The organism is Arthrobacter sp. zg-Y1116 (assembly GCF_024385485.1).
Taxonomy (GTDB): Bacteria; Actinomycetota; Actinomycetes; order Actinomycetales; family Micrococcaceae; genus Arthrobacter_B.
The window spans coordinates 643420-667657 of sequence record NZ_JANFLR010000001.1 but is presented as its reverse complement, the minus strand read 5'-3'; the positions used below and the strand labels follow the sequence as shown (position 1 = coordinate 667657).

At 68.0% G+C, this 24238-nt stretch carries 21 protein-coding genes; 15 read left to right on the top strand and 6 right to left on the bottom strand.

The window, feature by feature from the left end; translation table 11 throughout:
- Positions 1–2: 2 nt before the first annotated feature.
- The gene (locus tag NNX34_RS03075) at positions 3–575 is read right to left on the bottom strand and encodes a TetR/AcrR family transcriptional regulator (RefSeq protein ID WP_255765066.1); all 573 of its coding nucleotides are present in this window, start codon (positions 573–575) and stop codon (positions 3–5) included.
- 90 nt (positions 576–665) lie between these two features.
- Here NNX34_RS03075 and NNX34_RS03070 point away from each other — a divergent pair, with 90 nt between their 5' ends.
- On the top strand, positions 666–1088 hold the full coding sequence (locus tag NNX34_RS03070; protein ID WP_255765064.1) for an organic hydroperoxide resistance protein: 423 nt from the start codon (positions 666–668) through the stop codon (positions 1086–1088).
- A gap of 68 nt (positions 1089–1156) precedes the next feature.
- Here NNX34_RS03070 and acs read toward each other — a convergent pair whose 3' ends face one another.
- A complete protein-coding gene (gene acs / locus NNX34_RS03065) occupies positions 1157–3145 on the bottom strand; it encodes an acetate--CoA ligase (protein WP_255765062.1) in 1989 nt (662 codons plus the stop codon).
- A 305-nt stretch (positions 3146–3450) separates the two neighbouring features.
- On the opposite strand from acs, the gene NNX34_RS03060 reads away from it, so the two are divergent.
- From NNX34_RS03060 to NNX34_RS03050, 3 genes are read left to right on the top strand one after another with little or no spacing between them, the layout of a single operon-like run.
- On the top strand, positions 3451–4704 hold the full coding sequence (locus NNX34_RS03060; protein ID WP_255765060.1) for a hypothetical protein: 1254 nt from the start codon (positions 3451–3453) through the stop codon (positions 4702–4704).
- Between the two features lie 51 nt (positions 4705–4755).
- Complete coding sequence (gene nth, locus NNX34_RS03055) at positions 4756–5553, top strand: endonuclease III (RefSeq protein ID WP_255765059.1); 798 nt, start codon at positions 4756–4758, stop codon at positions 5551–5553.
- Positions 5550–6233, top strand: coding sequence for a CoA pyrophosphatase (locus NNX34_RS03050; protein ID WP_370647212.1), 684 nt, complete (start codon positions 5550–5552; stop codon positions 6231–6233). The genes nth and NNX34_RS03050 overlap by 4 nt, the downstream gene beginning before the upstream one ends.
- Positions 6234–6242: 9 nt before the next feature.
- Here the strand turns inward: NNX34_RS03050 and NNX34_RS03045 are convergent, their stop codons facing one another.
- Positions 6243–7955: a bifunctional 3'-5' exonuclease/DNA polymerase gene (locus tag NNX34_RS03045; protein ID WP_255765057.1), complete on the bottom strand. Its 1713-nt coding sequence runs from the start codon at positions 7953–7955 to the stop codon at positions 6243–6245.
- A gap of 114 nt (positions 7956–8069) precedes the next feature.
- Here NNX34_RS03045 and NNX34_RS03040 point away from each other — a divergent pair, with 114 nt between their 5' ends.
- Positions 8070–8336 carry a hypothetical protein gene (locus tag NNX34_RS03040; protein WP_255765055.1) on the top strand — a complete coding sequence of 89 codons (267 nt, stop codon included), beginning with the start codon at positions 8070–8072 and terminating at the stop codon, positions 8334–8336.
- A gap of 7 nt (positions 8337–8343) precedes the next feature.
- On the opposite strand, the gene NNX34_RS03035 is transcribed toward NNX34_RS03040, so the two are convergent.
- The gene (locus NNX34_RS03035; protein WP_255765053.1) at positions 8344–10767 is read right to left on the bottom strand and encodes an alpha/beta fold hydrolase; all 2424 of its coding nucleotides are present in this window, start codon (positions 10765–10767) and stop codon (positions 8344–8346) included.
- 245 nt (positions 10768–11012) lie between these two features.
- Here NNX34_RS03035 and ssd point away from each other — a divergent pair, with 245 nt between their 5' ends.
- The 7 genes from ssd to NNX34_RS03000 all read left to right on the top strand — a co-directional run bounded on the left by ssd (position 11013) and on the right by NNX34_RS03000 (position 16475).
- Positions 11013–12185, top strand: coding sequence for a septum site-determining protein Ssd (ssd, locus tag NNX34_RS03030; RefSeq protein ID WP_255765052.1), 1173 nt, complete (start codon positions 11013–11015; stop codon positions 12183–12185).
- 2 nt (positions 12186–12187) lie between these two features.
- Positions 12188–13432 carry a TadA family conjugal transfer-associated ATPase gene (locus tag NNX34_RS03025; protein ID WP_304659727.1) on the top strand — a complete coding sequence of 415 codons (1245 nt, stop codon included), beginning with the start codon at positions 12188–12190 and terminating at the stop codon, positions 13430–13432.
- A gap of 7 nt (positions 13433–13439) precedes the next feature.
- Entirely contained in the window at positions 13440–14195 is a 756-nt protein-coding gene (locus tag NNX34_RS03020; RefSeq protein WP_255765050.1) for a type II secretion system F family protein, read from the top strand.
- Positions 14192–14803 carry a type II secretion system F family protein gene (locus NNX34_RS03015; RefSeq protein WP_255765049.1) on the top strand — a complete coding sequence of 204 codons (612 nt, stop codon included), beginning with the start codon at positions 14192–14194 and terminating at the stop codon, positions 14801–14803. The genes NNX34_RS03020 and NNX34_RS03015 overlap by 4 nt, the downstream gene beginning before the upstream one ends.
- 150 nt (positions 14804–14953) lie before the next feature.
- Positions 14954–15325: a DUF4244 domain-containing protein gene (locus tag NNX34_RS03010; protein WP_255765048.1), complete on the top strand. Its 372-nt coding sequence runs from the start codon at positions 14954–14956 to the stop codon at positions 15323–15325.
- Positions 15326–15409: 84 nt separating this feature from the next.
- Positions 15410–15838 carry a TadE family type IV pilus minor pilin gene (locus NNX34_RS03005; protein ID WP_255765047.1) on the top strand — a complete coding sequence of 143 codons (429 nt, stop codon included), beginning with the start codon at positions 15410–15412 and terminating at the stop codon, positions 15836–15838.
- Positions 15816–16475 (top strand): hypothetical protein, encoded by a 660-nt coding sequence (locus NNX34_RS03000; protein WP_255765046.1) that lies wholly within the window; start codon positions 15816–15818, stop codon positions 16473–16475. Before NNX34_RS03005 ends, NNX34_RS03000 begins: the two co-directional genes overlap by 23 nt.
- 17 nt (positions 16476–16492) lie before the next feature.
- Here the strand turns inward: NNX34_RS03000 and NNX34_RS02995 are convergent, their stop codons facing one another.
- Positions 16493–18832, bottom strand: coding sequence for a DEAD/DEAH box helicase (locus NNX34_RS02995; RefSeq protein WP_255765045.1), 2340 nt, complete (start codon positions 18830–18832; stop codon positions 16493–16495).
- Positions 18833–18902: 70 nt separating this feature from the next.
- Positions 18903–19556 carry a GNAT family N-acetyltransferase gene (locus NNX34_RS02990; protein WP_255765044.1) on the bottom strand — a complete coding sequence of 218 codons (654 nt, stop codon included), beginning with the start codon at positions 19554–19556 and terminating at the stop codon, positions 18903–18905.
- Positions 19557–19639: 83 nt separating this feature from the next.
- Between NNX34_RS02990 and NNX34_RS02985 the strand changes: the two genes are divergently transcribed.
- The 3 genes from NNX34_RS02985 to NNX34_RS02975 all read left to right on the top strand — a co-directional run bounded on the left by NNX34_RS02985 (position 19640) and on the right by NNX34_RS02975 (position 24215).
- Positions 19640–20533, top strand: a complete 894-nt coding sequence (locus NNX34_RS02985) for a rhodanese-related sulfurtransferase (RefSeq protein WP_255765043.1) — start codon at positions 19640–19642, stop codon at positions 20531–20533.
- A 158-nt stretch (positions 20534–20691) separates the two neighbouring features.
- Positions 20692–22497, top strand: a complete 1806-nt coding sequence (locus NNX34_RS02980) for an FAD-dependent oxidoreductase (RefSeq protein ID WP_255765042.1) — start codon at positions 20692–20694, stop codon at positions 22495–22497.
- A 98-nt stretch (positions 22498–22595) separates the two neighbouring features.
- Complete coding sequence (locus NNX34_RS02975; RefSeq protein ID WP_255765041.1) at positions 22596–24215, top strand: methyltransferase; 1620 nt, start codon at positions 22596–22598, stop codon at positions 24213–24215.
- Positions 24216–24238: the final 23 nt, after the last annotated feature.

Sequence of the window (24238 nt, the reverse complement as noted above, 5' to 3'; positions counted from 1 at the left end):
ATCTAGGAGGGCTGTCCCGGTTTCGGGAGGCGGGGAAGAACCAGCGCTCTTCCGGCGGTGATCAGTGCCGGTTCGACGGCGGTGCCGTCCGCCACGTATCCATGCACCATTGCGCCGTCCCGCAGCATCAGCAGCTGGTCCGCGAGCTGTCCGGCGTCCGCGATGCCCAGCTGCTGCAGCCGTTCGGTGACGAGGGAATGCAGCCACGCGCGGTGCTCGGAAACAACCACCCGGACGGGATGGCCGGGGTCCGGATATTCCGCCGCCGCATTGATGAACGGGCAGCCGCGGAAGCCTGCGCTGCAGGCCTCGGCACCCATCGCTTCAGCGAACTGCAGCAATCCGGTGCACGGATCCGGGTCCAGCTCCGCGGCCCGTGCCCGCATTGCCGCCGACTGCTCCCGCAGGTAAGCGACCACGAGGTCATCCTTCGAGCGGAAGTAGCGGTAGAAGGTCACCTTCGTGGTGCCGGCAGCGGCAATGATCTTGTCGGCACTGACTGCCCGGATTCCCTCTCGGTAAAACAGGAGAGAGGCCTGTGCCAGGATGCGCTCCCGCACGGATGTAGCTGCCATCATGGTTCCCCTGACTCCCTCACTTGCAGTAGACGTACTAGTTAGTCTACCTTGAGGTCTACCGACTTTTCCCCACAAAAGGAGTTCCCCATGAGCGCTTTGTACACTGCCGCCGCCACCGCCACCGGCGACGGCCGCAACGGTGAAGCCCGTAGCAGCGACGGCAAGCTCGAGGTGAACCTGTCCACTCCGACCGAAATGGGCGGTTCCGGCGAAGGTACAAACCCGGAGCAGCTTTTTGCCACCGGCTACGCCGCATGCTTCCTCTCCGCACTGAAGATGATTGCCCGCGCGGAAAAGGCACCAATCTCGGATGCCGCCGTGACGGCGGACGTCAGCATCTTCAAGAACGACGACGGCGGCTTCAAGCTGGGCGTTGAACTCCACGTGGAGATGTCCGGCGTCGACGAAGCCACTGCGGACAAGCTGACCCAGGCCGCCCACCAGGTCTGCCCCTACTCCAACGCCACCCGCGGCAACATCGACGTGAACCTGGACGTCACCGTCGGCTAAGCCGCACGGTTAAACAACGGCAGGTGCCGTCCCGATCAGGGGACGGCACCTGCTGTTGTCTGCGGGGCCTACTTCTTGAGCGAAGCCGCAATCTGCTGCATCACTGTATTGTCCGCCAGCGTGCTCGAATCGCCGGCTTCGCGGCCCTCGGCCACGTCCTTGAGCAGCCGGCGCATGATCTTGCCGCTGCGGGTCTTGGGTAGTTCGGGAACCACCAGGATGTGCCGCGGCTTGGCGATCGGTCCGATCTCCTTGCCCACGTGGTTGCGCAGGGTGGTGACAATGTCGTCGTCGTCCTTTGCGCTGCCGCGCAGGATCACGAAGGCAACCACGGCTTCTCCGGTGGTGTCGTCCGCAGCGCCGACGACGGCGGCTTCGGCCACCGACGGGTGACTGACCAAAGCGGACTCGATCTCCGTGGTGGAGAGCCGGTGCCCGGAGACATTCATAACGTCGTCCACGCGGCCAAGGAGCCAGATGTCGCCGTCCTCGTCCTTCTTGGCGCCGTCACCGGCGAAGTACATGTTGTCGAACCGGGACCAGTAGGTCTCCTTGAAACGTTCCGGGTCACCCCAGATGCCGCGCAGCATGGACGGCCAGGGTTCCTTGACCACGAGGAAACCGCCGGACCCGTTGGGCACCGATTCGCCCATCTCATCCACCACGTCCACTGAAATGCCGGGGACGGCCACCTGGGCAGAGCCCGGTTTGGTGGCCGTGATGCCGGGCATCGGCGCGATCATGTGGGCGCCGGTTTCCGTCTGCCACCACGTGTCCACGATGGGGGCGGGGTGTTCCTTCTTGCCGCCGTTGGCGCCGATGACCTGCCGGTACCACATCCATGCTTCGGGGTTGATCGGTTCGCCCACCGAGCCCAGTACCCGGATGGAGTCGAGGTTGTACTTCTGCGGAATGTCCCGGCCCCACTTCATGCAGGTGCGGATGGCGGTGGGCGCGGTGTAGAGGATGGAGACCTTGTACTTCTCCACCAGCTCCCACCAGCGGCCCTGGTGCGGGGTATCCGGGGTGCCTTCGTAAATCAGCTGCGTGGCTCCGTTGATCAGCGGGGCGTAGGCGACGTAGCTGTGGCCGGTAACCCAGCCGATGTCCGCGGTGCACCAGTACACGTCCGTTTCGGGGTGCAGGTCAAAGGTGTTCAGGTGCGTAAAGGCAGTCTGGGTGAGGAACCCGCCGGTGGTGTGCAGGATGCCCTTGGGCTTTCCCGTGGTTCCCGAGGTGTAGAGGATGAACAACGGATGCTCGGAGTCGTGGGCTACGGGGGTGTGCTCGGCGCTCGCAGTGTCCACGACGTCGTGCCACCAGCGGTCCAGGCCGTCGTTCCACTCCACGGGCTCGCCGTTGCGGCGGACCACCAGCACGTTTTGGACGGTATGGCCGTCCTTGGCGAGGGCTTCGTCCACGGCGGGCTTGAGTGCGCTGGGCTTGCCGCGGCGGTAGGAGCCGTCCGCCGTGACCACGAGCTTCGCCTCGGCGTCGTCGATCCGGCTGCGCAGGGCGTCGGCGGAGAAACCGCCGAAGACCACCGAGTGCACGGCGCCGATCCGGGCGCAGGCCAGCATGGTGATAACCGCTTCGGGGATCATCGGCAGGTACACCGCTACGCGGTCGCCCTTGGCGACACCCAGGGATTCGAACGCATTCGCCGCCTTCTTGACCTCTTCGGTCAGCTGCGCATAGGTGTAAGTGCGCGTATCCCCGGGTTCGCCCTCGAAGTAAATGGCCACCCGGTCTCCGCGGCCTTCTTCGACGTGCCGGTCCAGGGCGTTGTACGCCGCGTTGAGCTTGCCGCCGACAAACCATTTGGCGAACGGAGCATCAGTCCAGTCCAGCGCCTGGGTGAAATCCTGTTCCCAAGAGAGAATGCTCCGCGCCTGCCGCGCCCAGAATTCGGGACCCTCGGCTGCCGCCTCCTCGTACAGCGAGGGCCGGGCCACTGCAGATGCTGCAAATTCGGCACTCGGCGGGAAGCTCCGGCTCTCATGCAGCAGGTTCTCGAAGGCGTCTCCGTGCTTCTTTGCAGGGGACTGATCAGACATGGTTGAACCCTTTCACTTCGCTGAAAATCCATCACTAGGGGAATCGTGCATGGCTGCAAACCACCCTATCCCCGGATTTACGCCACTGTGTCCGCGCTCACATAATCGGTTACAAAACGGCGCGATTATGCGGTGAGCGGTATGTCACTCCGCCGGGACGCGCCGCCCCCGCGCTAGTCTGCCTCGCCGTCGTTGATTAGGCTGTCTGAAGGAAGCAACCGCCTACGTACCGTAGATGCGCACCTCCAGTTCTTGTCCGCACCCCGTGCGGACAAGGGGCAGGGGGGTCGTGAATGGAGATCAGTATGAACAACCCCCCTGTTGAGAACGAGGCCCGCACCACGGCCGGATCTTCGGAAACCGGCGGACACCCCTCCGCGACGGACAAGGGCCTGCAGGCACATCCGGCCGCCACGGACCAGGAAGCCCTCGTTGGGCCCTTCGGGCTTCGGGACACCGTTGTAGGCGCCTCGGTCCTGGTGATGCTCGTGGGCAGCATCCTGCCGTTCTTCACGGTGACCCGCCTCGGGTTTGAAGAGGACTTCAACCTTTGGAATGCGTTTTCCCTGTTCTTCATCGGCATTGGCATCCTGCTGCCGCTGCTGGTAGCCGGACTGTTTGCCGGCCGCCGCCTCGCGCCCAAGATGAAGCCCCGCGTCGGATCGCTTTCCCTGGACCAGTTCGCCTCCGTGACTGCTGTGCTGGCCCTGGCGTTCTTCTTCATCCAGACGGTGACGGACTTCAGCGTCGGCGCGATGGTCGCACTGGTCGGTTCCCTGGGCCTGGTGGTGTCCACCACCCTGGCGCCGCACCTTCCCTTCTTTGCCCGGGAATTCCGTAACCGCCCCGAGTCTGCTGCCGCGCTGACTGCCCGCGACGCTTTGCCGCTGCGTCCGCGTCCGGCCCGCCCGAAGCCTGAAGCGAAGCCGGAGACGGAGAACGCCGCCGGCGCCCGCCGTTTCACCAACCCGCTGCGCCGCAACGAGGACACCCGCACCACCGTGCATGACGCGCCGAGCCAGGGCGGCTCCGAACTTTCCGCTCCGGGCGGCACCGCCGTCGTCGGAACCTCCACCGCCGGGGCGGCAGCGGCCGCTCCCGCCGCCTCCGCGCACGCTGCCTCCGCCCCCTCGACGCAGGTTTCCCCTGCCACGGCATCCCCGGCTACGCAGGCGCAGCCCGCTGCCGCTCCGGCCGCCGGAATGCAGGCCGAGGAGCCCATGGCCGCCACGACCGTGAATCCGGTGGTCCGCGACGCCGGAACCCCCGAAACGTCCGCAGCAGGGGCCCACGAAGCCGAAGCCGGCAACGCGGAACCCATTACCGCTACCCGTGACGAGTCCGAGGCAGTGGTCGAGGCGTTCTGGTTCGCCGTGGGGACCCCCCGCCAGATTGTCGACGAGCGCACCGGCCTGCCGCTGTTTATGTTCCACCCGGGTGACTGGGAACTGGGCCTGGAAGACCGCGGCGACGAATTCCTTGTCCAGGACAAGCGCACCGGACGCATCGGCGTGCTGCGCGACCTCAGCAACATTGAGCGCGTCGACGCCGACCAGTAGGCCGTTCGGGCCATCAGCAGTATCCAACCGTCAGTAGAAGGACACCCAGCAGTGGCAAAGGCAACCGGCAGCGATCCGTCCCTCCTCGCTTTGAAGCGGAGGGCACGGCGGATCAACCGGATGCTCGGCGAGGTTTATCCCTACGCCGTGGCCGAGCTGGACTTCACCAACGCGTTTGAGCTGCTGGTGGCCACTGTGCTTTCGGCGCAGACCACGGACATCCGGGTCAATGCCGTCACGCCCATCCTCTTCGCCCGGTACCCCGACGCCAAGGCGATGGCGGAGGCCGACGAGGAGACGCTGCAGGAGATAATCCGGCCCACCGGATTCTTCCGTGCGAAAGCGGCCAGCGTGAAAGCTTTGTCCACCCGGCTGGTCGACGAGTTCGACGGCGAAGTGCCGGACCGGCTCGAGGACCTGGTCACCCTGCCCGGCGTCGGCCGGAAGACCGCCAACGTGGTGCTTGGCAACGCTTTCGGCGTTCCGGGAATCACGGTGGACACCCACTTCGGGCGCCTGTCCCGCCGGTTCGGCTGGACCACTGCCACGGACCCGGTGAAGGTGGAAGAAGACGTTGCGGCGCTGTTCGAGCCGAAGGACTGGACCCCGCTTTCCAACCGGGTGGTGTTCCACGGCAGGCGGGTCTGCCACGCCAAGAAACCCGCCTGCGGCGCCTGCGCCGTCGCCCAGCTCTGCCCCTCCTACGGTGAAGGCGAGACGGACCCCGAGAAGGCACGCAAACTGCTCAAGTATGAGCTGGCCCCCGGCCGCGAGGAACTGCACGCCCGGATGATGGCCGCCGAAACCCGGGTCCAGCTGCGGGCCGCCGGCTTCGGCCTGGAAGCATGAGCGCCTACGCCGATCTGCGGGCGCTGGGTGTCTCCGCCGCCGCCCGCACCACCTACTTCGACGCGAACCTGGAGCTGATGCGCCGCAGCGTGGATCCGGCCACGGCCCGCCGTGCCGCCGTGCTGATTCTCTTCGGCAACCTGGATGACAAGCCCTCGGACTTCCGTTCCGCCGGGGTCCCCGCCGAACTCGATGTCCTGCTGATCGAGCGGGCAGCCACACTCAACGACCACCCCGGTCAGGTGGCCTTTCCCGGCGGCTCCCTGGATGCCGGCGACGCCGGCCCGGAAGCCGCAGCCCTGCGCGAAGCCCGGGAGGAAACGGGACTGGACCCCGACGGCGTCACGGTCCTCGGGACCCTGCCGGAGGTGGGGCTGCCCGTCAGCAACTTCCTGGTCACCCCGGTGCTGGGCTGGTGGCACCGGCCCACGCCGGTGGACGTGGTGGACTACGGAGAGTCCGCATCGGTGTTCCGCGTACCGGTGGCCGACCTGCTCAATCCGGAAAACCGGCGGACCGCCGTCATCACGAACGGCTCGCGGACGTACCGTTCGCCGGCCTTCCGCGTGAACGGAGTGCTGGTTTGGGGCTTCACCGGCATCATCCTCAACGCCGTGCTGGATGAACTGGGCTGGACCCTGCCTTGGGATGAGGGCCGGGACATCGTTCCCGCGCTCTAGTCGGCGCTGCTACTTGGCGTCCGCGTAGGAGTCCACGGCAACTGCAACCACCGGGAACTCCAGCGGAATCGGCCCGAACAGCAGCCGTGTGGCCGCCGATGCTGCCTCCGTTACCAGCGCGCTGACCTCCTCGACCCGTTCGGCGGGGACCTGGAGCATCACCTCGTCATGCAGGAAAAAGACCAGTTCCCCGGCGGGGGAGGACGACGACGCCGCCCGCAGCCGCCGTCGTATCTCCGCCAGCCAGCACAGCGCCCATTCCGCCGCCGTCGCCTGGACCACGAAGTTGCGGGTGAACCGGCCATGGGCGCGGGCGAGAGAATCGGCGCGGCGCTGCTCCTCGGCGCTGGTGCTTTGCTGGGCGCGGAGCCAGCGTTCCGAAACAGGCGGCGAACTGCGGCCCAGGTGGCTGCTGACCACCTGCCCGGCCTCCCCTGCCCGGGCGCCGCGTTCCACTACGCCGATGGCCTGCGGGTAGGCACGGGTCAGCACCGGCATCAGCCGGCCCGATTCCCCGCTGGTGGCACCGTACATGGCCCCGAGCATTGCCATCTTGGCCTTGGCCCGGTCGCCGTCGAAACTGCGGTCGGCGATGCCTTGGTAGAGGTCCTTGCCGCGGGCTGCTGTCGCCAGTGCATTGTCCTGCCCCAGGGCGGCGAGGACCCGGGGTTCCAGCTGCGCGGCGTCGGCCACGATGAGCCGGTGGCCGGGGTCCGGGCGAACGGCGTCCCGCACGGTCTTGGGGATCTGCAGCGCCCCGCCGCCGCGCGAGGCCCAGCGCCCGGACACCACGCCGCCCACCACGTACTCGGGCCGGAAGCGGCCGCCGTCCACCCAGGCATCCAGCCAGGCCCACCCGTTGGCGGTCAGGAGCCGGGACAGCTTTTTGTACTGCAGCAGCGGCTCGATGGCGGGATGGTCCTGCTGCTGGAGCTCCCAGGAGCGGGTGCTGTGCACCTCGATCCCGGCGCGGTGCAGGGCACGCAGCAGCTCCTGCGGGGAGTCCGGGTTGAAGCCGGGGTTGCCCAGCAGCCGGCGCAGCTCCGCGGCGAGCTGTTCGAGCTTTTCGGGGCGCTGGCCCTCCGGGGGCCGGGGGCCGAGGGTGTCCCGGAGCATGGCTTCGTGGATGTCCCGGCGCCACGGGATGCCGGAGTTTTCCATTTCCACGGCAATCAGGCCGCCGGTGGACTCCGCGACGGCCAGCAGGTTCAGTTTCGCCGGGGACGCGGCACGCGCGATCGCATCCAGTTGGTCCGCCAGCTCGGCGGCGAGCTCTGCAGCGGTGGCCTGCTGCGGTCCGGCCGCCGCTCCGGCGGGGGCATCGAGGGTATCGAAGATGGAGGTCTGGTCGGGGGAGTGCTGGACCGGGAGCAGCTGGCGGGGTGCCGGGTCTGGAGCCTCTTCCGCGGCGCGCAGTTTTTCGATGTAGGGAGTGGAGGGCACCGACTCGGCGAACCGCAGGATCCCGCGGACCAGCGCGAGGTCGTGGCAGCGCTCCACCGTGAGTCCGGCATCCAGCAGCCGGAAATAGACTGCGCGGGCGGATTCCCAGACCCAGCGGACCGGCTGTTGTTCATAGTGCCGAACGGCCGCGGCCAGCCGGTCCCGGGTAATGACGACGGCGGGCGCGGAGGGAACGCCGGCGTCGTCGGTTTCCTGCAGGGTCCAGGTCTCGTCCTTCGCCTGGGCAGCGCCGGTGCCGGGTGCGAGGACGATGTACATGCTTCTATTCTCACCCGGAACCGGCAGCACCGTGCTTAGCTGCTTCGGGCGGGGGAACCTGCGGTGCGGCGATAGGGGAGACTGGAAGCTCACCAACTCTCAGGGCGGAACCACTTGATCACTCTTCAGCAGGACAATGACGGCTTTATTCGGATGGACCGGCATTTCCCGGCCTCCGCCTCCATCGCGGTCCGCTTCAGCGACGGAACCAGCGAAGTGCTCACCGGCGTCCGGCTGAATCAGGCGTACGACGACGCCGTGGCCGTTTTCCGCGCAAAGAACCATCTGGATGCCAAGGGTTTCTCCCGCGTGCCGAAGAAGGTTTTCCCCGGCGCCAACAAGATCAATGTCGTTCCGGTGCAGCCCGGGATGGGCGACTAGCTCAAACTCACGCCGATTCCACGGTGCGGGCGCCCAGGTGCCCGGTGACGAGCCTCAGCAGTTCGGGCACCACCGCGGGGGAGAAGTAGTGGCCCATACCGGGGATTGTGGCCAGCCGTGAGCCGGGTATGGCGGCCACCGTCGCGGCGCCCCCGCTGGGATGCACAATCGGATCCCGGTCGCCGTGGATGACAAGTGTCGGTACCCGGATTCCGGCCAGGGCCCCGGTGCGGTCGGCGGAGGCATGGATGGCGCCGAGCTGCCGGGCCCGGGCCGTCCCGCCGTCCGGATAGGCTCCGCGGTCCCAGGCCTGGCCGGCCAGTTCGGCTTCCGTCGCCGGATCCGCCGGGTGGGTCCGCCCGGAAAGATGACGCATCATGGCCACGCGTGCCCGGATGAACTCCTCGCGGGTCCGCGGCGGCCGTGCCGCGAACCGGCGCTTGGTGGAGAAAGCTGCGGCACCCACGTCCCGGGCTCCCGTGGTGGAGATGACGGAGGTCAGGGTCAGGACGTGGTCCGGGTGATGGGCGGCCACGGACTGGGCGATCATGCCGCCCAGCGACATCCCCACCACATGGGCCTTGCCCACCTGCAGGTGCTCGAGCAGCCCCGCGACGTCGTCGGCCATGTCCTCAATCCGGTAGGCGCCGGGCATCGGCCGGGCGAGTGCCTGATGCAGGAGGGTGGGGGTGGGGGTGTCCATTCGGCCGGAGCGTCCGACGTCCCGGTTATCCGGCCGGATGACGCGGTAACCGGTAGCGGTCAGGCCCTGCACGAATTCCGCCGGCCACGCCGCCAGGTCCAGTCCGAGGCCGGACAAAAGGACCACCGGCTCGCCGTCGTCGGGCCCCTCGATCCGGTAACACAGCCGCAGCCCGGACTCGAGCGTGACGAACCGGTCCTCCGCCGAATTGTCGGCGCCGCCGGCATCGCCGCTGAAGTGCAGGTACTCGTCCGCCAGCGCGCCTTTCTGCAGGTCCCTTCGGTCGGCCAGGAAGTTCATGGTCATCAGCCAGGGAGCCTGGTCGCCCTGCCGGGGCAGGGACGACAGGCTGCGCTGGACATACCCGGCGCCAAAGTCCAGCAGCGGCCGGGTGGGCATGCCCGGCGGCGCCACGGGGACGGCCGATGTGTAGCCGTGCCGGTCCATGGAGCTGAGCAGCCGCGAGAACCACTGCGTCAGCAGCCCGACCTTCAGCGTCCAGGAAGCGTTGGTGTAACCGATGGCGAAGGCCATGTTCGGGATGCCGCTGAGCATCACTCCGCGGTAGGCAACGTGCTCGGCCAGGTTTACCCGCACGCCGTCGAGCTTCAGTTCCATACCGCCCAGCACCTGGACGGTGAATCCGGTGGCGGTCACCACGACGTCGGCCTCCACTTCCTCTCCGGAAGCCAGCCGGAGGCCGCGCTCGGTAAACCCGGTGGTCCGGCCGGTCACCACGGTCGTGTTGCCGCTGCGCAGGGCGGTGAAGAAATCGCCGTCCGGCACCGCGCACAGCCGCTGGTCCCACGGCCGGTACGGCGGGTTCAGGTGCTTATCCAGCTCAAAACCCTCCGGCACATTACGGGACTGGATACCGCGGATGAGCTTCCGGGCAAGGTTCGGCCAGCGCTGGCAGAACACCCAGATGGCCCGCTGGCGGCGGGCACTGACCTCGGCCATGATCCGGCCGGTGCGTTCGGGCCCGACGACGCCGCGCAGCCGCCGGGCCAGCGGATCCTCCGCCGGGACGGGAAGGATATAGGTAGGCGTGCGCTGGACCATCGTCACGCTGGCGCCCATCTCCGCCAGCGCCGGAACCAGGGTGACGGCCGTAGCGCCGCTGCCAAGGACCGCAATCCGTTTCCCTGCGACGTCCAGTTCCTCGGGCCAGTGCTGCGGGTGCACTATCGGTCCGGCGAATAGTTCCCGGTCGGGGAGCTCCGGCGCGTAGCCCTCCCCGTAGCGGTAGTAGCCGGCAGCGTTGAAGATCCAGCCGGCGGTGAGCTGCAGGATCTCCCCGGTCCCCACCGGTTCGGCTGGGACAAGGTCGGGGCCGGCTTCCGGCGTCCGCGTGCGCTCGACCGTAACGGTCCAGTGCGCGTCCCGGCTGGACCAGTCCGCGGAGAGCACGCGGTGGTGGTAGCGGATCAGGGAATCCACGCCGTATTCGGCGGCGGTCTCCTTGAGGTAGTGCAGGATGCTCGGGCCGTCGGCAATGGCTTTCTCTTCACGCCACGGACGGAAGTCATAGCCGAAGGTGTAGAGGTCCGAGTCGGAGCGGATTCCGGGGTACCGGAAGAGGTCCCAGGTGCCGCCTGCACGGCCGCGGGTCTCCAAGAGGGCGACGGAACGCCCCGGATGGTCCATGCGCAGGCGGCAGGCCGCGCCGATGCCGCTCAGGCCGGCGCCGATGATCAGCACGTCCAGGTGTTCCATATCGGTTTCCATGACTCCCTGCTTCCTTCGCCGGCACGCCGCTGTGCCGGATTGTCGGTGCCGAACCGTTGCTGAACCGTTCCTGCTGCAATGTCCGCTCCCGGTTAGCGCCGACCTTATCGGATTCCTTCGACGGTAGCTGATGCGGCCGGAGGCGGCCGGACCTTTCCTCCACAACCTTCTTGCCGGCAGCAGTTCCTCAGGATGCCTCGGCCGGCAGATACACCGGGCCGGTCCTCGGTGCGACGGTGAGGCGCATGGATATGGAACGAGGTGCGCCGGGCACCGGCCCGACACGCACCCGACGGTTGCCGGAAACACGGCCCGGCCGCAGGCTGCCGGGCACGGCTGGCGGGGACGCCGTCGTCGCTGTGCTCGTGGCCGCGGATCAGGCGCTGCAGGATGAAGTGGCCCGGGTCGCTGCAGCTGCCGGCGTGGAGATTCCCGTGGCTCCGGATATCCCAGAGGCGATGGCCTTGGTACCGGATGCGCTGCTGCTGGGCACCGGGCACCTCCGGTTCCTGGCCGAACAAGGAGGGCCGGGTCGCGCGCTCGCCGCTGCGGGAGCCGGTTCGGCAGGAACGGGGAAGCCCGAGGTCATTGTGGTCAGCCTGGCGGAGGACTCCAGCGTCTGGGACGCGGCTGCGGGAAGTTCCGCGGGCCGGGTCGCGGTCCTCCCCGCAGCGGCCGGCTGGCTCGCGGGCTTTCTCGGCAGACGGCGCAGCCTCGCCGGAGGTACGGTCCTGGGGGTCTTGGGCGGCGGGGGAACCGGTGCCTCCACCGTGGCGTGCTGGTTGAGTGCCAATGCCGCTGAGATCGGCCACTCGGTGCTGTTGCTGGAGGGGGATCCCTGGGGAGCCGGCTTGGAGTGGGCTTTGGGGGCCGCCGATCTGGAGGGGATCCGCTGGCCGGATTTGGAGGGGCTAAGCGGCAGCCTGAATCCCGTGCAGCTCGCGGCCGGGTTACCGGCGCTCGCCGGCTTTTCGCTTTTGAGCAGGGGGACAGGGTTCCCTCCGGCTGATGAGGCTGTTGCCGCGGCGGTCATGGACGCAGCGCGGAGCGGATATCAGTTGACCATCGTTGATCTGGGCCGGACCGTCGGCGCAGCGTCGCTGCTGCGTTTCTGCGACCAGGTGCTGTTGGCGGTGCCTGGCCGGACAGGCGGGGTCCTGGGGGCGCAGGCATTGCTGCCGTACCTCCGGGAAGTGCCGGCCCATGTAGTGGTGCGCGGGCCGCTTGGAAACGGATTGGACGAAGTCCTGGTGGCCGAAGCCCTGGGGTTGCCGCTGTCCGGTTACCTGCCCTTCCAACGGGGAACCGGCGGGGAGTACGGCCAGGCGCTGGCGGGTGCGGGACGCCGGCGGATCCGGCGCGTATCGCAGCGGATTCTGGCGAGGGTGTTGTCCGGGCCGGTTGGGGCAGCGCCGTGAGTATGTCCGGTGCCGGCAGCGGGGGAGTTCACCGCCCACGGCGTGGCCAGCCGCTTGGTCAGCCGCTTGGCCCGGATCCGCTGTTGGCACGGGTGCGGGACCGGATGCTGGCACGCTCCGAACCGGTGACCGGAGCACGGCTCGCGGCAGCGGTGCAGGCCAGCGGGCAGCTCCTGGGGTCCGAGGGGACACTGCACGCGGTGGACCGCATGCGCGCCGAGCTGCAGGGCCTGGGCCCGCTTCAGCCGCTGGCATTGCTTCCCGGCGTCAGCGACATCCTGGTGAACGGTCCGGACCGGGTCTGGGTGGATGCCGGCCGCGGCTTGGAACTTACGGCCATCCGGTTTGCCTCGGACTCGGAGGTGCAGGCACTTGCCACGCGCCTGGTGGCGGCCGGGGGTCGGCGGCTGGACGATTCCTGTCCCTGCGTCGATGTCCAGCTGCAGGGTTACCGTGTGCATGCAGTGCTCCGCCCGGTTTCCACCGGGGCTACGCTCCTGTCGGTCCGTATTCACCGGAGCCGGTCTTTCACCCTGGCGGAACTGATACGCGGCGGAACCCTGGACCGGGAGTGTGAAGCCCTGCTCCGCGCCATTGTCCGCCGACGCTTGAACTTTCTCGTCAGCGGAGCCACCGGCACCGGGAAAACGACGCTTCTCTCCACGTTGCTTTCCCTAAGTGGACCGCAGGAACGGCTGGTGCTGGTGGAGGACGCAGCGGAACTGGAACCGGACCATCCCCATGTGGTGGGCCTGCAGAGCCGACACGGAAACGTGGAGGGCAGCGGGGTATTGGATCAGGCCGAACTGGTGCGGCAGGCCCTGCGCATGCGGCCGGACCGCCTCGTGGTGGGGGAGTGCAGGGGAGCCGAGGTCCGGGAACTCCTGGCAGCGCTGAACACCGGCCATGACGGAGCCGGCGGAACCATTCACGCCAACTCCGCCGCGGGAGTGCCTGCCCGGTTGGTGGCGTTGGGCGCACTTGCCGGTATGGCGCCGGAAGCAGTGGCACTGCAGGCGGCAGCAGCGCTGGACGTGGTGGTCCATCTGCACCGGTCGGCCGGCACCCGCACTATTGCCGAGATTGCGGTCCTGGTGATCGCCGAAGGAAAACTGACTGCCGTTCCGGCCCTGGTCCTCAGTGGAGGGGAATACCGGCGCGGCAGCGGGTGGCCCGAGCTCGAACAGCGGCTGGAGGTACGGGCAGCCGCTGAAAACGGTGCCGGATCCGTGCCGGCGGGCAGTTAGTGTCGGCGTGGCAGGGCTGACCGTCGCGGTACTCCTCGCCACGGCAGCGGCCCTGACACTCGGGGCTCCGCCGCGCCGGCCGCCGGTTGCCCGCCGCAGGTCTGCGCGCGTAGCGGACGGCCTTCTTCTCCGGCGGCGCCGTCGCCCTCGCCCAAAACTCGACGGTGATGCCCCGGCGCTGCTGGTGCGGGAACTGGCGGGGCTGCTGGCGGCGGGACGCTCGGCCCATCGGATCTGGGCGGACGCAGCCACACTGTACGAAGCACCCGCTTCAGCGGAGACCCCCGTTCACCCCTTTTCCCCGGTGCTGCAGGCGGCCGCGGCGTCGGCAGCGCTGGGTCTTAGTCCGGTGTCGGTGCTTGCCGCCGCGGAGCGGGCAGGCAGCCGGGAAACGGATCCGGCGCTGCAGCAGCTGTGGTCCGGTTTGGCTGTCTGCCTGCGGGTATCGGAGCGGAGCGGCGCCCCGCTAGCCGCTGTGCTCAGCCGGTATGCCGGGCAACTGGAAGCCGCCCGTGATGCCGCCTCCGACCGGGAAGCGGCAATGGCCGGCCCGCGTGCCACCATGCGGCTCCTGACCTGGCTGCCGGGCGGCGGGATCCTCCTGGGCTACCTGCTGGGCGGCAACCCGCTGCAGATCCTGACGGCGACGCCCCTGGGGTGGCTTGCGGCTGCAGCCGGAACCGGGTTCTGGCTGGCAGGGCGTCTGTGGTCTTCACGGCTGGCGCGGAACGCCCAGGCTCCGGTGCAGGGCAATTCCGGATGACCGGCCTGCTGGTGTTCGCGCTCCTTTCGACGGCCGCCCTGCTCCTGACCGGATCCGAGGAGCGTCCGCGGCAGCAGCACCTCCGGCAGAGGATCGAACCCGGGTCGGAGGGCAGCACCGGTGATCCCGCCCTGATGCTGGACCTGATTGCAGCGATGTTGGAAGCGGGACAACCGCTGCCCTCGGCGTTGGCCATCCTGCGTGACGGCGTGGATCCGGCTACGTCCCGGGATCTTGACCGGCTCCTGCAGGCACTGGACCTCGGAATTCCCTGGGATGCCGCGTGGCAGTTGTCCGCCGGTTCCGCCTCCGCCGGAGCGCAGCCAGCGGGTGGGGAACGGGTATCCCGGGTCAGCGGAATGCCAGCCTCGGCACTCGCGGCACTCGGTCCGGCGCTGCGCTTCACAGCCGTTACGGGGGCACCGTCAGCTGCGGTGCTTCATTCCCAGGCGGACGCCCTTCGGCGGCGCCGGCAGACGGAGAGCAGGCGGCGCGCAGCGGCGCTCGGGGTTCGTCTGGTGATGCCGCTGGGGCTGTGTTCGCTGCCCGCGTTTGTGGCTTTGACCGTGGTGCCGCTGCTGATGTCCCTGCTGCCAGGGTGGAAATAACCAGTTTCGGCAGGACTGGTTTCACCTGTTTGTTCCTCCACAGCCCACCGCCGGACCGGGGTTGTCCCCATCGGCGTCCGGGCTGCAACCGTCGGCCGGCGGCCGGAGGCAGGCTCGAAGTTCAGACCCTTTCAGCAGGAGGAAAGACACATGCCACACAGCACCAGATCCGTTGCCGCACCATCCCAGGCCGCTGCCCGCTCCGAAATGGATGGGGGAGGGCAGGACAGACGGCAGGCCTGCCCGAACCCGGGATCGGACGGCAGCAACGGGGTGTACAGCCTGTCCGGGCGCACTGCCGCGGATGCTCCCCGCCTGACACTGGTGAAGCCGCTGCTGGCGACGCAGGAACCGGTGGATCCGTCGTGGGATGACCGAGAGGCCGGCATGGCCACCGCCGAATATGCCATTGCCACGCTCGCGGCCGTGGCTTTTGCGGGTTTGCTGGCCATCATTCTGGGCGGTGACGAGGTCCGCGGCATGCTGGTCTCGCTCATCCGGTCCGCGCTGACTTTGGGGTAGGCGAAGGAAGGAGCGCGGAACAGTGCCCACGGGACAAACATGTCTGGACCAGCCGTCACAGCGGAGTCGGCGGGGATCACAGCCGTGAAACCACAGGACGCGAGGCAGAAGATGACAGCCGCCGGTGCGGCACGCGAAACTCCGAGACAGAGCGACCGCGGAGCGGTGACAGCCGAGTTCGCGGTGGCGCTGCCAGCCATTGTGCTTGTCCTGGTGGGCGGGCTGACCGGTATTTCCGCAGGTATCACCCAGCTTCGGCTGGAGGAGGCAGCCCGGGCGGCGGCGCGTGAGGTCATGCGCGCAGATCAGCCCGCCGCGGCGGCTGCAGTTCAGCGGCTGGCCGGCGATTCGGCCGAGCTGATCCTCTCTGTTGAGGGGGCATGGACCGCTGTGGAGGTCCGCAGCTCCCTGACCCTGCCCGTGCTGAGCCTGCTCCCGCTGGAACTCTCCGCGGACGCCGTCGCTTTCCCGGGGGACGGAGGCCTGCCGCATGGCATTCCGTCCACCGGATAAACCCCAAGCCGACGTTGCGGCAGGAGCCCGAGGGGATCCCGAAGCCAGCCGTCCGGAAGGCAGTATGGAAGGCAGGACGGAAGGCAGGACGGAAGGCAAGGCGGAACCGGCCAACCCCGGAGCTGCTAACACCGAGCCGAATGACCGGGGTGCCGGTACGGTTGCCGCGCTGGCGATCTGCATGGTGTTGCTGGGGTTCTCCGTGGTCGCGCTGGTGATGGTGCAGGCATCGGTGGCTGCTGTAAGGGCCGCCGCTGCCGCGGATCTCGCCGCGCTCGCCGGTGCGGATGCCCTGCGCGGGCTGGGGCCGTCCGGAGCCGCCCCCAGCGCGGACTACGCTGCCGGCATTCAGGGTTTCAGCGGCCTCGATGCCGGTGCGGGCGCCGACTCCGGCAATCAGGGTTCCAGTCGCCTCGATGTCGATGTCGATGCCGATGCCGACACCGGTGCAGGTGCCGCTTCCCGCACCGGGAATGCCTGCAGGGTGGCCGGAGAAGTGGCCGCGCGCAACAACGCAGCACTGCGCGACTGCACTGCCGATCCACGTTCCGGCTCCGTCACCGTGGAAATGGAAGTGCAGGTCCCGGCGCTTCCGGTGCCGGCCACGGCCCGGGCGCGAGCCGGACCTCCCGGCTAGGTCTGGCGGCCGTCCGGCTAGGAGGTCAGGGCCAGGGCCTCCGGAGCGTGGTCCAACAGCACATTCAACAGCGTGACGGCACCCTTCTTATCCAGCGGATTGTTCTTGTTGCCGCACTTGGGGGACTGCACGCAGGAGGGGCAGCCGCCGTCGCATTCGCAGGCACGGATGGCATCGCGGGTCGCAGCCAGCCAGATCCGTGCCGCCTCGTAACCTCGCTCGGCAAAGCCGGCGCCGCCGGGATGCCCGTCGTACACGAAGATGGTCGGCTTCTCAGTGTCTGCATGCAGGGCAGTGGACACCCCGCCGATGTCCCAGCGGTCGCTGGTCGCCACGAGCGGCAGCATGCCGATGGAAGCGTGTTCGGCGGCATGCAGGGAACCGGGGAAATCAGCAGGGGCAAGCCCGGCCGAGACGAGGAACTTCTCATCTATGACAAACCACACGGCCTTGGTGAACAGTTCCTTGGCCTCCAGTTCCAACGGCTCCTCACCGAGGATCTCGTTCGAGATCAGGGCCTTGCGCTGGTAGGAGACCACCTGCGTGGTGACCTTCACCGTGCCGAAGCAGACCTGGATGCCGTTCCACTCGGAGGTGCGGTCCGTTTCCAGCACCTCTACCTGGGTAATGTCACGGGCCTGGGTGTAGAACTCCGGATTGGTGCGGGTGACCATGGCGCAGTGGTCGGCCTCGTTAAGCTCATCCACCAGGAACGTCTGCCCCTGATGGACGTAGATTGCCCCGGTGTGCGCCTGGTACTGCGCCTGCGGGGAGTCCATGGTGCCCAGCAGCGTGCCGGTTTCCGTCTCGACGATGTTGATCGGCCCGCCGCCGGCCGCCCGCAGGTTGACCATGGACGCGGCGCTTTCCGGATGCGTCCAGAACCAGCCGGAGGGCCGGCGCCGCAGATAGCCCTGGTCCACGAGCTGCTCCAGCAGCCCGCCCGCGGTGGGACCGAACAGCTCCCGTTCGTCCGGAGTTATCGGCAGCTCGGCTGCGGCAGCGCAGAGATGCGGTCCCAGCACGTACGGGTTGGACGGGTCAAAGACCGTTGCCTCCACGGAAATGTCGAAAATGGCCTCGGGATGGTGCACCAGATAGGTGTCGAGCGGATCGTCGCTGGCGACAAAAGCGGCCAGCGCATCCTGCCCGGACCGCCCGGCCCGGCCGATCTGCTGGAACAGCGATGCCCTGGTGCCAGGCCAGCCGGCAACCAGCACCGCGTCCAGCCCGGAAATGTCTATGCCCAGTTCCAGCGCCGAGGTGCTGGCGATACCCAGCAGTTCACCGCTGCGCAGCCGCCGTTCCAGCTCCCGCCGTTCCTCCGGCAGGTAGCCGGAACGGTAGGCCGCCACCCGGTCCGGCAGGGATGGATGTACCTCGTCCAGCAGCCGCCGGGTGATGGTGGCAATGGTTTCCGCCCCGCGGCGGGATTTGATGAAAGCGATGGTGCGGACCTGCGCTGCGACCAGGTTGGCCAGCAGATCGGCGGTCTCCGCCACCACTGTGCGCCGCGACCGTGCTCCGTTCTCGCCCTTCAGCTCGGTCAGCTGCGGCTCCCACAAGGCCACCGTGGTGGACCCGTGCGGCGAATGGTCCTGCGTCACGGCGGTGACCGGTGCACCGATCAGCCGGCTGAAGGAATCCGACGGTTCGGCGGAAGTGGCCGAGGCACCGATGAACACCGGATCGGCACCGTAGTACCGGCAGATCCGCCGGAGTCGGCGCATCAGGTTGGCGACATTCGAACCGAAGACCCCGCGGTAGCTGTGCGCCTCGTCGATGATGACGTATTTCAGGCGGCGGAAGAACCGCGCCCACCAGGCGTGGTTCGGCAGGACGCCGAAGTGCAGCATGTCCGGGTTGGCGAGCACGAGGTTGGCGTGGTCCCGGATCCAGCGCCGGGCACCCGTGTCCGTGTCGCCGTCGTACGTCTCGGCCCGGACCGTGGGAAGCTGCAGCGACTTGACCGCGGCAAGCTGATCGGCAGCCAGCGCCTTGGTGGGGGCCAGATACAGTGCGACGGCGCCGGAGGGCTCCAGCGTGGCGCGGTCGTCGAGGGAAGTGCGGTGGATCGCGTCCAGGACGGGCAGCTGGTAGGCCAGCGACTTGCCCGACGCCGTGCCGGTGGCAATGATCGTGTGCTGCCCGCTGTGTGCGGCTTCGGCGGCTTCCATCTGGTGCGCCCACGGCTCGTGGATGCCGCGGCGCTGGTAGGCGGCAACGACGTCGGGGTGCGCCCATTCGGGCCACGGCGCGGTGACGGCACGGCGCGCAGGAATATGGTGCACGTGCATCAGCTGCTCGGGCTCGGCGCCGCCGCCCAGCAGCGGAATCAGGGAATCATGAAGAGCCACGTGCTCATTGTCCCACCCGGAAATCCGCGGGCACGCATGTTCACTGCCGGGGGAAAAGGGGGTACGAAGGTCAAAGCCGCGGCTCGAACATAACGACGGCGGCGAGGGACTCCCAGCCCAGGTACCGGTAGAGCTCCTGCCCGTCCAGCGAGGCGATAAGCAGCCCGGAATCGGCGTCGTCCTCCAACGCCAGCGCGGTTAATGCCCGCATCACGTAGCTTCCCAAGCCCCGGCGACGGTACGCAGGCTCCGTGATGATCCGGTCAAACACGGCGTAGCCGTCGATCACAGCGACCCGTCCCTGCGCTATCGGCTGCCCCGCGTCAAGCACCGTTACGGTGCCCACCTTGTTCTCGTGGGTGCTTTCGGTCTCATAGCCGTCCCACGGCAGCACGGGGTATTCGATGTCCTGGCCCGCCATATCGGCGACCATCAGGACCTCGTCGCTTGAACGGATGTGCAGCCCGTACACGGACGCCGCCCCATGGATTTCGTGGACCCGCGTGGTCACGATGGTGAACAGCCGGGTGGGGCTGTGCCGGGCGGAAGAAGCCAGGGCGGCGAACTCGTCGTGGGAGGGTTCGAGCGCGAAATACTCCCAGTCATTGGTCCGGTCATGCAGGAGTGCCGCCGGAAAGCGGCCCTCATGGCGGGTCCGGTACCCCCGGGCCTGGGCCCACCCGGAGACCCAGGTCTCAAGCAAATCGTCATCCAGCGCTCTCATAGATGCACACTAGCGGCCACCCGGTGCGAACGGTATGCATCCGAGATGAAATGCGGATGCCTGCCTCGGTCTACCCTTGTCTTGTGGCACTGAACCGAATCGCACTGTATTACGCTTTCACTCCTCTTCCCGACCCGGAGGCAATCCGCCTCTGGCAGCGCGCGCTCTGCGAAAAACTGGGCCTGCGCGGGCGCATCCTGATCTCGCAGGACGGCATCAACGGCACCGTCGGGGGAGAGCTGGACGCCGTCAAGGCCTACGTCAAGGCCACCCGGGAATACCCCGCCTTCAAGAAGATGGACATCAAGTACTCCGAGGGCTCCGCGGAGGATTTCCCGCGCCTGAGCGTGAAGGTGCGCAACGAGATAGTGAGTTTCGGCGCACCGGGCGAATTGAAGGTGGACGAAAACGGCGTGGTCGGCGGCGGCACGCACCTGCGCCCGGAAGAACTCCACCAGCTGGTCGAAGAGAAGGAAAAGGCCGGCGAGGAAGTGGTCTTTTTCGACGGACGCAACGCCTTCGAAGCGCAGATCGGCAAGTTCAAGGGCGCCGTGGTGCCCGACGTGTCCACCACGCATGACTTCATCGCCGAACTGGAATCGGGCAAGTACGACGACCTCAAGGACAAGCCGGTGGTCACCTACTGCACCGGAGGCATCCGCTGCGAGGTGCTCTCCAGCCTGATGGTGAACCGCGGGTTCTCCGAGGTCTACCAGATGAAGGGCGGTATTGTCCGGTACGGGGAAACCTACGGCGACAAGGGCCTCTGGGAAGGCTCGCTCTACGTCTTTGACAAGCGGATGCACACCGAATTCACGGACGACGCCGTGACCATCGGCCAGTGCGTGCGTTGCCAGGCCCCCACGAGCAAGTTCGAGAACTGCTCCAACCCGTCCTGCCGCAAGCTGACCCTGTACTGCGCAGACTGCGCATCGGACCCCGCCACGCTCCGCTGCCCCGACGGCTGCGACGGGTAACGCCCCAAACTTACTTAGGCTGCGGCTAACTGCCTATATACTTCCCCACCCGCCGTTGTTAGCATCGCGGCACGGGCGCTGGCGCCCGGAACAGGCCTGAGCGGAACCGGCGTCTGCCGGGCACCCCGGATTCGGGCGCAGCCCAAAGGCGGGGGAATATGGAAACGGTTGACACGGCAGACGCCGCAAAGAAGACAAATGAATGGGACCGGATAGTCGATGTCCTGGTGGTGGGATCGGGCGCAGCCGCGCTGACAGCGGCCATCACCGCAGCGGACGAGGGACTGGATGTCCTGGTCGTGGAAAGCACCAAGCTTTGGGGCGGCACCACCTCCATTTCCGGCGGCGGTCTCTGGATGCCCAACAACCCCCTGATGAAAGAGGCAGGGGTGCAGGACAGCCAGGAGAACGCGCTCACCTATATGGAAGAGGTGATTGCCGACGTCGGTCCGGCCTCCTCGCGCGAACGAAAACTCGCGTTCCTGCGCACCGTGCCCGAGGTCGTGACGTTCCTGGGCGGTCTCGGGGTGCAGTGGATGCGCTCCAAGGACTACCCGGACTACTACCCGGACCGGCCCGGCGGCATGGTCGGACGTTCCCTCGAGGTGAAGGCCTTCGACACCAAACTGCTGGGGCCGTGGTTCAAGCAGTCCCGTCCGGCGGCATCTGGCATCCCCGCGCCGCTGGCCACCGACGACGTCTGGGAGCTCTCCAGGGCCTGGTCTACGCCGAGCGGGTTCATCCGCGGTGCCCGCTTCGTTTTCCGCACCCTCGGGGGCCTGGTCCGGGGCAAACGGCTGTACGGCCTGGGTGGAGCCCTGTCCTCCTCGCTGATGTACATCGTGCGTAACCAGCAGACGCCGGTCTGGCTCTCGGCACCGCTGACGGACCTGGTCCAGGATGACGACGGCGCGGTGCTGGGCGCCGTCGTCCGCCGTCAGGGACGGGACGTCCGGATTCGGGCAAGGCGCGGCGTGGTGCTGGGCGCCGGCGGCTTTGCACGAAACGCCGAATGGCGGGAAAAGTACCAGGGCCTGGAGAAGGAATACTCCTCGGCGCCGGAAGGCGACCTCGGACAGGCCATCGACATTGTGGCCTCCCGGGGCGGCGCGCTGGCGCTCATGGACGATGCCTGGTGGGGGCCGACCGCCGTCGGGCCCAAGGGAAAGGTCACCTTCACCCTTGCCGAGCGGTCCATGCCGTTCTCCCTGGTGGTGGACGCTGCGGGCAAGCGGTTCCTGAACGAGTCCGAATCCTACGTGGATTTCGGCCACCACATGCTCGAGAACAACAGAAAAGTACCGGGCGATCCCGCCTGGCTGGTGTTCGAGGCCCGGCACGCCCGCCGCTACCTGTTCAACGCCCTGCTGATCGGGCGCAAGGACTGGACGCGGCAGGGACTGCTGCTTCGGGACGACACGGTGGAGGGGCTGGCGGAGAAGATGGGTGTGCCGCCGGCCGCCCTGCAGGCCACTGTGGAACGGTTCAACGGCTTCGCGCGGACCGGGGTCGACGAAGATTTCCATCGCGGCGACACCGTCTATGACAACTACTACAGCGATCCGCGGGTGAAGCCGAACCCGAACCTGGGTCCGCTGGAGAAGGCGCCGTTTTCCGCCGTGCGCCTGTACCCCGGAGACCTGGGCACCAAGGGCGGACTGGTGACGGACGCCGATGCGCGGGTGCTCCGCGAGGACGGCAGCGTCATTCCCGGCCTGTATGCCGCGGGAAACACCACGGCGTCCGTCATGGGCCGGACCTATCCAGGGGCCGGGGCAACCATCGCACCGGCCGTGGTCTTCGGTTACCGTGCTGCCCGGCACGCGGCGGCCCACGGGCTCTCCGCTGTGGACCCGGCGGAGGCAACACCGGCGGCATTTGAGTCAGCACCGGCGGAGGCAACACCGGCAGCACCGGCAGCAACACCGGCGTCGGCGGCCGGAGTGCAGGGCACGGCCGGGTAGCGGGCTCTCCGGCAGGGCGGACGGGCATCCGGATGCGAAGGAGGTGCCCGTCCGCCGATTGCACGGACCGCCGATAGCGCGGCCCTAGACTGGGGGATGTGATTGATTTCTCTTCCGTTCCTTCTGCACCCCTGAGCCGCGACACCTGGCTCCTCAAGGCGCTCGCCGCCGATCTGGAGGAGGCCGGATACACCGTAAACGGTGTGGCCGGGTTCCTAGGCGAGGCCGCCTCGGCGGCCCTGCAGCGGGACCAGCTGGTTCCGGCCCTGCTGGCCTGCCGTGCGGAAGCGGAAGCGGCTTCTCCCCGTCGAGTGGCGGTTCCCATCCAGCTTTGGCTGTTGGGGGAAACGGCTGAGCGGGCCGAACTGGACAGCGCGTTCCCGCGCACCGGCACCGAAGGCCTGCTGGAACTCGGACTCATTGAACGCGGACGCATCTTCGGCACCTTCCGGGCAGCAGTGGACCTGCGCCCCTACGGCACCGACGACGGCGGCTCCGGTTCCGCCGGGAATCCAGACGGTGACCTCTGGGTGGCCAGCGACCTGGGCAGCCACCAGCGGCCCGGCGTGCTGCGCCGCGACCACGTCCTCGGCATCGGGCAGGCCTCCCTGAGCCTGGCCCAGCTCACCGTACGCGCGCCGGTGGGACGTGCCCTGGATCTGGGCACCGGATGCGGGATCCAGGCCTTCCATCTGCTCCGGCACGCGGACCACGTCACGGCAACCGACATTTCCGAGCGAGCCCTCGGCTTCGCCCGGTTCAACCTGCTGCTCAACGCCCCCCAGCTGGACATCGATCCGGACCAGCCCGAGGAGCGGTTCACCCTCCGGCTCGGCAGCCTGCTGGAGCCCGTGGCCGGCGAAAAGTTTGATCTGGTGGTCTCCAACCCGCCGTTCGTCATCACTCCGCGCACCGGCGGCGGCGACGATGAGAGGTACACCTACCGCGACGGCGGCCTGGCCGGTGACGGCATCGTCGCGGCCCTGGTGGCCGGACTGGAGGAGGTCCTGCGTCCGGGCGGCACCGCCCAGATGCTGGGCAACTGGGAGATCCCGGCCGGCCGGGACGAGGAATGGTCCGCCCGGCTCGAGGAATGGCTTCCGGACGGGACAGACGCCTGGGTCATCCAGCGTGAAACCCTCACCCCGACGGAGTACGCCGAAATGTGGCTCCGCGACGCCGCGCAGGGCCGCGAACGCGAGGAATACGCTGCGGCGTACGCCGGTTACCTGGCGGATTTCGCTTCCCGGAATGTCGGCACTGTGGGGTTCGGCTCACTTTGGCTGCGCCGACGCCGGAAGCCCGGCGCCGAACCGCTGCGCAGGTTCGAGGAAATCACCCATCCCATCGAACAGCCCGTGGGCCCGCACCTGGATGCCGCCGTACGCCGGTTCGACTGGGTCAGCAGCCGCACCAAGCTGGAGACCGTGCACCTGCTGGTTGCCGACGACGTGACGGAGGAACGCCATCAGCGCCCCGGAGCCGAGCATCCCGGGGTGATTCTGCTCCGTCAGGGCGCGGGACTGCGGCGGACCAACCTCATGAGTACGGAGCTCACCGGGTTCGTGTCAGCCTGCGACGGCGAGCTCTCCGTGGGACAGATAGTCTCAGCCCTCGCCGCCCTGCTGGACCGCCCGGAACCTGAGTTTGGCGAAAACCTGATCGCGGAAGTGCGTAATCTGGTCTTGGACGGGTTCCTCGTTCCGGACCGCTGGTAGGCACTGCGCCTGTCCCGGTGCAG